The 11,696-nt window shown below is 36.0% G+C and carries 10 protein-coding genes; 9 read left to right on the top strand and 1 reads right to left on the bottom strand.

The genetic code is table 11. The features are described 5' to 3' along the window. The 5 genes from ACIP9C_RS18165 to ACIP9C_RS18145 all read left to right on the top strand — a co-directional run. Positions 1-1,620, top strand: a 1,620-nt coding sequence (locus tag ACIP9C_RS18165) for an S-layer homology domain-containing protein (RefSeq protein ID WP_401012846.1), incomplete at its 5' end; no start/stop codon positions are given. A gap of 334 nt (positions 1,621-1,954) precedes the next feature. Then, positions 1,955-2,677, top strand: a complete 723-nt coding sequence (locus tag ACIP9C_RS18160; protein WP_401012844.1) for a GntR family transcriptional regulator — start codon at positions 1,955-1,957, stop codon at positions 2,675-2,677. Between the two features lie 71 nt (positions 2,678-2,748). Further along, positions 2,749-4,050, top strand: coding sequence for an SLC13 family permease (locus ACIP9C_RS18155; RefSeq protein WP_401012842.1), 1,302 nt, complete (start codon positions 2,749-2,751; stop codon positions 4,048-4,050). Between the two features lie 10 nt (positions 4,051-4,060). After that, entirely contained in the window at positions 4,061-4,828 is a 768-nt protein-coding gene (locus tag ACIP9C_RS18150; RefSeq protein WP_401012840.1) for an amidohydrolase family protein, read from the top strand. Between the two features lie 184 nt (positions 4,829-5,012). Next, entirely contained in the window at positions 5,013-5,585 is a 573-nt protein-coding gene (locus ACIP9C_RS18145; protein ID WP_401012838.1) for a hypothetical protein, read from the top strand. Between the two features lie 391 nt (positions 5,586-5,976). Here the strand turns inward: ACIP9C_RS18145 and ACIP9C_RS18140 are convergent, their stop codons facing one another. Further along, positions 5,977-7,530: a bifunctional metallophosphatase/5'-nucleotidase gene (locus tag ACIP9C_RS18140; protein WP_401012836.1), complete on the bottom strand. Its 1,554-nt coding sequence runs from the start codon at positions 7,528-7,530 to the stop codon at positions 5,977-5,979. 184 nt (positions 7,531-7,714) lie between these two features. Here ACIP9C_RS18140 and ACIP9C_RS18135 point away from each other — a divergent pair, with 184 nt between their 5' ends. From ACIP9C_RS18135 to phnE (ACIP9C_RS18120), 4 genes are all read left to right on the top strand, one after another. Further along, positions 7,715-8,797: a phosphate/phosphite/phosphonate ABC transporter substrate-binding protein gene (locus tag ACIP9C_RS18135; RefSeq protein ID WP_401012834.1), complete on the top strand. Its 1,083-nt coding sequence runs from the start codon at positions 7,715-7,717 to the stop codon at positions 8,795-8,797. A gap of 83 nt (positions 8,798-8,880) precedes the next feature. Beyond that, a complete protein-coding gene (phnC, locus tag ACIP9C_RS18130) occupies positions 8,881-9,666 on the top strand; it encodes a phosphonate ABC transporter ATP-binding protein (protein ID WP_401012832.1) in 786 nt (261 codons plus the stop codon). Beyond that, the gene (phnE, locus tag ACIP9C_RS18125) at positions 9,641-10,456 is read left to right on the top strand and encodes a phosphonate ABC transporter, permease protein PhnE (RefSeq protein ID WP_401012830.1); all 816 of its coding nucleotides are present in this window, start codon (positions 9,641-9,643) and stop codon (positions 10,454-10,456) included. The genes phnC and phnE (ACIP9C_RS18125) overlap by 26 nt, the downstream gene beginning before the upstream one ends. A gap of 10 nt (positions 10,457-10,466) precedes the next feature. After that, positions 10,467-11,273, top strand: coding sequence for a phosphonate ABC transporter, permease protein PhnE (gene phnE, locus ACIP9C_RS18120; protein WP_401012828.1), 807 nt, complete (start codon positions 10,467-10,469; stop codon positions 11,271-11,273). Positions 11,274-11,696 lie beyond the last annotated feature (423 nt).

Here is an 11,696-nt window from a genome sequence, read left to right as displayed (position 1 = left end):
GAGGGTAGCCTGTTGACATTCATGGCAACAGCAACAGATTCGGATTCAGCGCTATTAACATACAGTTTAGTTGGCGCACCAACAGGAGCGAGCATTAATGCCACGACAGGCGTATTTACCTGGACGCCAACGAAAGCACAGGGGCCAGGCAGCTATACATTTATCGTCCGTGTAAGTGACGGATTATTAACAGATTCAGAAAGCATTACGGTTACGGTGAATGAAGTAAATAGCGCCCCAGTGTTACAAGCAATTGGTAATAAAGCAGTGAATGAAAATAGTCAGCTGAAATTTACTGCTTCAGCAACGGATGCAGATGGAAACACATTAACTTATAGCTTAGTCAATGCACCAACAGGAGCAAGCATAAATGCCACGACAGGTGTATTTACCTGGACGCCAACGAAAGCACAGGGGCCAGGCAGCTATACATTTATCGTCCGTGTAAGTGACGGATTATTAACAGATGAAGAAAGCATTACGGTTACTGTGAGTAAAGTAAATAGCCCCCCAGTGTTACAAGCAATTGGTAATAAAACAGTCAATGAGGAGAGTCAATTGACATTCAAAGCATCGGCAACGGATGCAGATGGCGATACATTAACTTACAGTTTAGTAGGTGCACCAAAAGGGGCGAGCATCAATGCGACGACAGGTGTATTTACTTGGACACCCACGGAAGCACAGGGGCCAGGTAGCTATACGTTTATTGTGCGTGTAAGTGACGGAAGGCTAACAGATGAAGAAAGTATTATGGTTACGGTGAATGAGATTAACAATGTTCCTATATATAATAATACCGATGCTACGTCAACAACACCTATTAAATTAGAGCCAATTAAATATAAGATTATTTTTAATACAAATGGTGGAAGTGCCATTGGTATTCAAAGCTTAGAAAAAAATAAAAATATAATAAAACCTGAAAATCCCAAGAGAGAAGGTTATCTATTTGAAGGGTGGTATAAAGACCCTGAATTTAAAGTAAAATGGGATTTTGAAAAAGATGTGATAACTGTATCAACGACCTTGTATGCAAAATGGATTGAAAATAGTAAAGAAATTGTTGAGTCCAAAGAAGAAGAAAAGCCGACTACCTATAATTATTTTTCAGATGTTTCAACACATTGGTCGAAAGAAATGATTGAAGAAATAGCCGCTTTAGGTATTATTAACGGTTATCCAGATGGAACATTCCGTCCAAATGAGCCGATTTTAAGAAAACATATTGCTATTATGATTAACCGTGCCTTGGATTTAAAACCAATACGTGAAAATGCTTCATTTAGTGATGTATTACCAACTCATCCTTACTATAAGGAAATTCTATTACTTCAACAAGCAGGTATTGTCGATGGAACAAATGGTCAATTTAAACCTGATGAATTTTTAACTCGCGCACAATTGGCAAAAATTATTGTAATTTCTTTTGATTTTGCACTAGGTGATGAAAGTAATTTTGAAGACTTATCTAAAAATCATTGGAGTTATCGATACGTTGCTGGTTTAGAAAAATTAGGTATCGTGCAAGGGGATAATGGGAAATTTAATCCTCAAGATTCTATTACAAGAGCTCAATTCGTTGCAATCTTGTATAGAGCGTTAAATTTAGCAAAATAATAATGCATTAAAATATAGTACAGAACTTGAGCCATCTAAATATAGATGGCTTAAGTTAATTCAACAAATATAAAGCGTATAAATCAAAAGTGAAATCTGAACAAATTGCACGGATACAATTTGGATTTTGTTTGATTCTTCTATTTAGAGTGTTATCTCCTTAGGTGTATTACCACTATTTTGTATTTATTTCCAAAAACCCCCTCAAATACAAATAAAAAATTCAAAAAATTATGTTGATTCTTAACTTTTGGTTCTGTAAAATGTAAAACAAGTCATCTAGATGTATAGATGATATGGGGTGTAATATAATTTAATTCATAGGAGGGTGAGCATGAGTAATTATAATTCTCTGATACCAAAGTATGTTCAGATTGCAGATAGGTTAAGAATAAAAGTAGATGAAATGTATAAAGAGGGAAATGAAAAGTTTGCAAGCGATGATGAACTAATAAAGATGTTTGATGTTTCTAGAATGACGATTCGTCAGGCAGTTCAAGTGCTTGTAGAGGAAGGTCTTTTAAAACGTATCCAAGGAAAAGGGACCTTTATTGTTCGAAAAGAAAAATTGAAGACCGATATTGCTAAATTAGATACTTTTTTTCGAGGGTGGTACCTAGAAAACTTTACTGTGGAGTTGCTATATCGAGGATCTGTTCCTTGCCCAGTAGGATTAGAAGAAAAATTGGGGGTACAGCCTGGAGAGGAAGTTTATCAAGTGAAACGCTTACGTCTTTCTGAAGGTATCCCAATTGTTATTGATAACCGCTATCTTTTAAAAAAGTACGGTGAACAAATTACTGATGAGGAATATGTGAATTATTCTTTTTCACATTTATTTTTAAATAAATTTAAGATGGCGCTTACTGAAGGGGAAATTGAAATAGAAGCAGTCCTTGCTAATCAAGAAATTTCCGAAATTCTAGGCATTTCTGAAGGTGCCCCAATTTTATATAGAAGTGTTGACTTAAAAGTAAAAAATGGCTGTGTTTTAACAGGTGCTTCTTCCTATCGTGGAGACATGTATAAATACAAATCATTATTAAGTTTAGACTAAGAAAAAATTAAAATAGAGTGTCTATCAATTTTGAAAGCGCTTTATGTGCATGTGACGACAAGGAGGAAATTATGTTTTATTCCATTTTAATCATCTTGGCAATAATTATTGCTATCTATATGGGTGAAAAACTTGATATAAATACTGGTTTAGTAGCTTTAGCATTCGCTTATTTAATTGGTTGTTTTGTGTTGGGGATGTCTATTAATGATTTATTGGCAACATTCCCAACAAAATTATTTTTAGTTATTTTCACATTGGCGCTCTTTTTTAATTTTGCTGTGGTCAATGGTACTTTAGAGAAAATAGCTCAATTATTACTTTATAGATTTCAAAAGCAAACAAAATGGTTGCCTTTAATTTTGTATTTCATTACAGCATTAGTTTCAGGAATGGGCGCAGGTTTCTTTACTTCTGTAGCAGTTATGGGTGCGATTGCAATGGCATTATGTAAATCTTCAGGGATGAATAAATTAAATGCATCATTCGCCGTTTCATTAGGTTCCCTTTCTGGTGCCAATTTCATGTATAGTGCGCATGGGGTTCTCTTTAACTCTTTGTTAAGCAAAACAGGTGTGGCTGAACAGGCTGATATTCTGACAAGAGATATTTTTGTTGTATCATTTATTTATCCAATATTTATCATGCTGATTCTGATGTTTTTTGATAGAAAAAATAGTCAAAACACTGTGTTGAATATCGAAAAACCAGAAGTTTTTTCAAAAAAACAAAAAGTAAATATTGCTTTAATTATTCTTCTTATGGTCATTGTACTAGGAGTACCGATGCTCTCTAATTTCATGCCTGAGAATGAAATTATTCAGTTTATTAACGCACGTACGGACATTACTTTTTTAGCAATTGTATTTGCCATCGCTGCCTATATATTAAAATTAGCTGGGGACAAACCTAAAGAAGTAATGGCAAGAATACCTTGGAGTACGTTATGGCTTGTTTCAGGGGTTGGAATGTTAATTGATGTTGCAGTAGAAGCAGGAACAATCGATTTGTTAGCTTCTATGATTAATAATATGCCGACTTTTATTGTTCCTATTGCAGTGGCACTCATTGCGGGGGTTATGTCAATCTTTAGTAGTACGTTAGGTGTTGTTGCACCGCTTATGTTCCCTATGATTGCTGGTATAATAGATTCAACAGGTTACAGCGCTTCGTTAATTGCAGTAGCTATTATAATCGGTGCCCAATCGTCAGCGTTAGCGCCATTTTCTACGGGTGGGAGTTTAATCCTTGGTAACAGTGGTTTAAGCGAAGAGGAGTCTAAGAAGTTTTATAATGATTTGCTTTATAAAGCAACACCATTAGGGTTAGGGTTTGCAGTTGTCGCAACTTTGATTTTAATGTTTATTCTGTAGGGGGGTAGTTATGCAAAAAATATTTGACACTCATTTTCATATTATTGATCCGAAGTATCCTCTTGTAGAAAATCAAGGGTTTGTCCCTGACTTTTATACAGTTGATGATTATTTACAGGAACTTAAGGAAATGTCGATTGAGTTAACTGGTGGCGCCGTTGTTTCAGGCTCATTTCAAGGGTATCATCAGCATTATTTTGAAGAGGCAATTTCAGAATTAGGTAATAATTTTGTGGGTATTACTCAGCTTCCATTTGATACAACAGATGAAGACATTTTAAAATTAAATGATATCGGAATAAAAGGAATAAGATTTAATCTCTACAGAGGGCTATCTGCTTTACCAAAAGAAATTCGTGAGCTATCAGAGAGAGTTTATAATTTATGTAATTGGAAAACTGAACTCTATGTAAATTTGCAAACAATTGATAAAGAAATTGAAGAATTAATGTTTACATTATCAAAAGTATCAATTGATCATCTTGGGATGCATAAGTGTTCAGTTGATAAGTTGAAAAAAATTGTTAATGCTAATATTCCAATTCGCTTAACAGGCTTTGGTCGAGTGGGATATGAGCGTGATGAAATACGTGAATTAATAACAATATTATTTAGCGAAAATCCGAGCAGCCTTATGTTCGGCAGTGATTTACCTTCAACTCGAGCAAAAGAGCGATTTTCCTATAATGATATTCAATTAATTAAAGAAACAGTAGGTAGAGAAGCACAAGATAAAATTTTCTTTGAAAATGGTGAAAACTGGTATCTTGATAAATAACTGATATATATCCCCCTATAGTAGACGGTAAAAAGAAAGATATTACTGTTACTATGGAGGGATTTTTTATAAATAGCAGTTTAAAAAAACACTTTAATACAAAGATAGTAATACATTTCTTCAAATTACCATCCATCCTAAGCTATACTAATATTTAACGCAATCGAATGGAGCTGGATAATAGGTGTTAAAAACCCAAATAGAAACATTAATAAACGAGCAAGCCAATATTAAATTAATCGACGTAGAAAAGTCGTATGCTCAAAAGCATGCATTGTTAAATGAGAGTGCAACGGTAGAAACGATTTCCTTGCAATTTGACGTGATTGAACGTTGCAATAAGGAAACTGAAGAGTTAGTAGCAGAAGAAACAGCATCGTTTTTGACAAAGCCTGTGCAATATTTAAAAGAGCATGCAAATGAATTTATGTATGTGACGTCTGAACGTTTTGATGTGATTCGCGTGGATTCGTTTGCGCTTGAATTTGATGGGGCGTTTGGTGTGTATAGTGCTTTGTTTGGACTGCGATTGCAAAAGAAGTACAGTGAGTTTTTGCATTCGTATTTTAAAGCGCATTTGCAAAATGAGAAGATGACGTATAGTGCGGCATTTTCTGGGGAAGACGGTCTTTGGGAAGTAAATCTTGCGTTAGATGCACTGGATGGATTTAGTGAGCAGCAGTCACTTGACGAAGTGTTAGCACAATTATATTCTCTTGTTTTTGCACTTCTTGAGGAACTTGAAGCAGCTGGCTGATTTAGAATGTTCTTAGCAATCATAATACATTAGAAGAGAACAATAGTTGAGGGTAGCGAAGGCGATGACTCCTGCGTGAACGCACACATCGTAAGACGTGAGCAATCTGCGCGTTAGCGAGGGTGCGGCTTACGTGTGTGCCCGTGGAAAGCACTGCCGTAGCGAAACATCGTTGTTGAGAGCAGAAAAGTGTTAGATTGATCGCAGGAACTGACTCACTCCAATAGGTATAGACAAAAAAGCATTTTCAATTGAAATTCAAGAGGGATGGTTCGACTCCCAGTCTTCATAAAGGTAAACATAGTAAAAAATATTAAAGCATAAATTTCCCTCACGGAAAGTTTATGCTTTATTTTACATAACGAATCAAGAGAAAAATCTTACTCCAAGTTCAATATAATATAGTCCAATTTCGGCGACACTTCGCTTGAACAATTGGATTCTTTTCAAAATAACGGGCAATTAACTCGGTCATATCGATTTGAACATCATTTATAATAGGACAATCTACAAAGTATGGGAAGTTCCCTGCACCGGTAGCACGATAGTTATTCATCACAACATCGTAGAATGTGTTGAGATTTAGTGGCTTACCTTGATAAGTTACTTCTGTTACCCTTTCGCCAAAGGGACGACGAATATCGAGGGTGTAGTCTATTCCTTCCCACATATCATAATTATAAGGTTGTGCTTTCGGATGAAGAAAGCTTTTTGATATTGTTAATTCCCCGTCTTTTAGTGAAAAATAGGTCGCATTTTGTTCAAGAGCTTGGATAATTTGCTCACCTTTTACGCGTAACACTTTTAATGTATTCGGAAAGATATAGTTCGTTACAATATGTCTCATAGTGACATTGTTAGGAAATCCTCCAGATCCATCATGAAATAGTGCTGTGCATGAAATGGAGGTGTTGGTCGACGCCATTTGTACATTTTGAATAAACTCGATATAAGGATGTTTATCGATTCGTACTTGAAAGGCATCAGTAAATAACATGTTTCCTTCAATGCGCCCTATCGGTTGATCCAACCAGTTTTCTGTTTGTTGATGAATGTTGTCTAACAGTGATGCTATATTTGGATGGTTATGTGTTGTTTCATCCACGTAGTGTAACGTTGCTTCATGATGCTTGTTGATAATTTGTCCATCTTGTATATCCAAATCAATTGTAATGACAGCAAGGCAATTTCCTTTCGTCCCAGGTTGTACGACTGTTTTAGCAAAGGCTTTTGTAGCAATCTCTCGATGTTGATGGCCGGTGATAAGAATATCGCAATCAAGTTCTTTGCACATAAGATAACCTTGATTTTCCCCAGTGAAAGGTTCTATTAACTCACCAGATGATAAATCATGTGAAAAACCACCGTGATAACATAGCACCACCAAATCTACATGTTCATTTTGACGTATATGTGAGATCCATATTTTGGCGCTCTCAAATGCATCATGGAAATCTAAGCCCTCAATATGAGATGCCTCTTCCCAAATGGGTATAAAATGTGTTGTAACACCAATGATACCAATACGAACTCCATCTAATTCTTTTACAATATAAGGCTTTGTAAATGCCGCGCCATCTTCATAAAAAATATTCCCACTTAGCCATGGAAATTGTGATTGTGTAACAGCTTTTTTTAAGAACGGGAGCCCATAATTAAATTCATGATTTCCGAATATCGCTACATCATATTTTAAGAAATTGGCTACCTCTATAATTGGATTTGGGCTATCTGTGTGATTGGCGTGGTAATAGGAAGCTAGTGGACTACCTTGTATTAAATCACCATTATCAATTATTAGACTCGGTCTTTGTTCTCGTAATTCTTCTATAATGCTTGCTAATTTTACTAATCCTAAAGGTTCGACTGTACGGCGATAGGTAGTAGGCAAAAGATAGCCATGGATGTCACTTGTTACGAGTAATTGCAGTTTTTTTGTTTCCATAGAACCTCCAATTAATTTTGATTGGCTATAGTATACGATGTTTAAATTGATAAAAATGAAGTAAAAAAAGAAATTTACATATATATTACAAATCTCAAAGAATAATACAAACATTTCATATGTGGTTAACAATGCTTTGCTATATTTTAGCTGAGCATTTAATAATTTTGAGGGGGAGACACTTTTGAAAAAGTTTTGTATGTTTGCAACAACATTTCTGCTTGCTATGTTTCTTGTAGCGTGTGGAGAAACATCAACCAAAAATCAAGAATCGGACGGGGCAACAGATGCAACAGATGATACAGAAACAGCTTCAGGTAACAAAACGCTAGAAAAATTATCAATTGGATTTGTTCCATCTCGTGATCCACAAGAAATTATTACAGCAACAGATCCTTTAAAAGACTTGTTAAAAACAGAGCTAGCAAGTTTAGGTTATGACGTTAAAAATATCGATATTACGGTAGGGACAAATTATGAAGCCGTGGGAGAAGCATTATCTGCTGGAACAACGGATATTGGGTTTATTCCAGGAGGTACATATGTCCTTTATGACGATGGTGCAGAAGTCATTTTAACAGCAACACGTGCAGGGTTAAATAATGATTCAGATAACCCTGTGGAATGGAATAAAAATGAACCAACAGAAGCAACGACAGAGCAAGCCATTTCATATCGAGGTATTTTAATTGCAGGTCCATCGAAGAAAGGGCAAGAACTTGCTGCGAAAGTAAATAAGGGTGAAGCATTAACATTTGAAGATTTAGATGGTGCAAACTGGAATGTCATGTCTTCTTCTTCACCGGCAGGTTATATTTATCCAGCACTTTGGCTACAAGAAAATTTCAATAAAACGATTACAGACTTATCGAAAGTTGTACAAGCAGATTCTTATGGTACAGCATTTGCTCGCTTAGCCGCAGAGCAAACGGATTTACTTGTTACGTTTGCAGATGCTCGTCGTGATTACGCAGACGCTTGGACAAGTGAATATAATCGTAAAGCAGATATTTGGGCAGAAACAGATTTAATCGGTGTAATGCCTGCGATTTATAATGACACAATTAGTGTAAGTAAAAACTCAGAAATAATGGATGATGAGCTAAAAAAAGTATTACAACAAGCGTTCATTAATATCGGAAAAACGAAAGAAGGCAAAGAGGTTATCGCAGTGTATAGTCATGAAGGATATCAGGCAGCAAAGGATTCAGACTATGATAATGAGCGTAAAGCGCAGGAAATTGTTCAAAAGTTAGGTTCAAAGTAATGGTCAGATGATCAATCGAATAACAAGAGAAAATGAGAACGTTCTAGCAATGTTCTCATTTTTTCAAAGAATGGAGTAAAGAAATGATTGAATTTAAACAAGTACAAAAACAATATCCCAATGGTTTTTCAGCATTGAAAAATGTAAACTTGCAAATTCAACAAGGCGAATATGTTGCCATTATTGGGCTTTCAGGGGCAGGGAAGTCAACGTTATTACGCTGTATCAATCGAATGCATGAAATTACAGAAGGCACATTATTGGTTAATGAGGTGGACATTCGTGCGTTGAAGGGGAAAGGCGTACGTCAATTTCGACGTAACATTGGCATGATTTTTCAATCTTTTAATCTAGTCACACGTATTTCTGTTATAAACAATGTGCTCGTATCTTTCGTCCCAGAAATGCCATTTTGGAGAAAGTTGCTAGGGCTTTTCACTGAACAACAAAAGAAGGATGCTTTAATGGCATTAGATCGCGTAGGCATATTAGATAAAGCCTATGTACGAGTAGACCAACTGTCAGGAGGTCAACAGCAACGGGTGGCACTGGCACGTACATTAGCGCAAAATCCGCAAATCATATTAGCCGATGAACCAGTCGCCTCATTAGACCCAGTAACAGCTCATCAAGTAATGGAAGATTTCCGCAGGATTAATAAAGAGCTCAACATGACGGTTATTATGAATATTCATCACGTGGAATTAGCACTCGAATATGCCACGCGCGTTATTGGTATTCGGGCAGGAGAAATTGTATATGATGGAGCGGCAAAGGATGTTACAGATGCAGTGCTTCTGCAAATTTATAATGGCCAGGTAGAAGAAGGGAGTAGCGTAGTAGATGTTTGGAAAGTTGTTACCAATTAAACAAATAACACTGCCCAATGGAAAGGTCGTAACCGAAAAGCGAACGCTTACCCCTTTCGTTGTAGTAGCGATTCTGCTGCTTACATATTTCTCTGCCGTCATCACAGGCTTTAATGTTGCAACGATTATGAAACGAATCGGACAATTTTTTGTGATTTTACAACAAATGGTTCCTCCGACTTGGACGTATTTTCCCCACATTTGGCAGCCACTGCTAGATACGATTAAAATGTCGCTTTTAGGTTCTTTACTTGGAGCTCTTTGTGCATTACCTTTAGCAGTCCTTGCTGCAAGTAATATTACGAAGTGGAAATGGCTTTCAGTAACAATGAAGTTGCTGCTCAGTTTACTACGTACGCTCCCAACTTTAATCGCTGCATTAATTGCTACCTTTGTTTTTGGATTAGGGACAGTCGCAGGTACCGTGGCGATTTTTTTATTTACAATTGCCTATGTAGGGAAATTAGGTTACGAGCAAATTGAAAATGCGAATATGGAGGCTTATGAGGCAATGCATTCAATGGGCTTAACAACCATTCAGTCATTTCGTTATGCCATTTTACCTCAGATTCTTCCAAATTATTTATCTGTCTCGTTATTTTGCTTCGAAGGAAATGTACGTTATGCCTCCATTTTAGGCTATGTTGGTGCCGGTGGAATTGGGCTCTTGTTAAATGAAAGTTTAGGGTGGAGAAATTATGCGAACGTCGGCATGATTTTACTTTTATTAGTTGTGACGGTCTTTTTTATTGAAACAATTAGTGAACATTATCGAAAGAAATTAATGTAGGAGATTATGTATGGATGTCATTCAAAAACAATATGAGCTCGAACCGAATCGTCGTGTCTCACAATTAGTAACTATCTTCATTTTGTGTCTTCTATTTGGATGGTCTTTATCAGCAATTAAAGTTGAGCAGCTGGCAACGAATGGATATACAATTGCTAAAAATATTTTACTAGGTCTTGCGCAACCTGATTTATCTTTATTAGTAAATTATACGACAAGTGGTGTTCCATATTTATTAATTGAAACGATGGCGATTGCATTTTTAGGAACAATCGTTGGGTCTGTATTAGCCATTCCAATTGCTTTTTTATCTGCTTCTAATATTGTGTCAAAACCGATTGCATTTATTGTTCGATTGCTATTAATAATGATTCGGACAATTCCAGCAATTGTGTATGGGTTAATGTTTATTCGTGTAACGGGACCTGGCCCGTTTGCAGGTGTCCTTACGATGTCTGTTGTAAGTATTGGAATGCTATCAAAATTATATGTAGACGTTATTGAAAATCTAGATATATCCATTCTGGAATCGATGGAATCAATCGGTTGCACAACGTTAGAAAAAATCCGATTTGGTATATTGCCTCAGCTTTTGGCATCGTTTTTATCGATTGTGATTTATCGTTTTGATATGAATTTAAGAGATGCAACCGTACTTGGTTTAGTGGGGGCAGGAGGTATTGGTGCACCATTAATATTTGCGATGAATGCCTATCGCTGGTCGGAGGTTGGTTCGATTTTAATAGGCTTAGTTATACTTATTTTAATGATAGAATTCATATCCAATAAAATTCGAACGAAATTAGTTCAGGGATAATAAATTAGTTTCGAATGTAATTTTGCGAAGGTGATGACTCCTGCTCAGAACGCACTAAGGCTTACTATAAACCTAGAGAAATCGACAATAAAGCCCGTAAACCCGCAGATAGCACGGCCGCAGCGAACATCAACGTTGAGAGCAAAAAAGTGTTAGATTGATCGCAGTCAATCTAACGCTTTTTCTCTTTTGTCCCAACCTCATTTTTTATCCTATTTCTTAATAACAGCTTTTCAATCCATAATTAAAGAGTGGGGCATAATTAGATTTTCACTTAAAAAGCTATTTTAAGAATAATGAATGTCATAAAATCATATCATTCTAAACAACAATCTGAAAAAGGGGGTTTTTCTTAAATATATAGGGTATGAAAATGTTATAATAGACAGTCAATTAAAAATAATTAGAAAAAAGAAAAAGATT

Origin of the sequence: Lysinibacillus sp. NPDC093210 (assembly GCF_044753985.1) — a bacterium.
GTDB lineage: Bacteria > Bacillota > Bacilli > Bacillales_A > Planococcaceae > Lysinibacillus.
The sequence above is the reverse complement of the archived record's forward strand: the minus strand, read 5'-3'. Positions and strand labels throughout refer to the sequence as shown.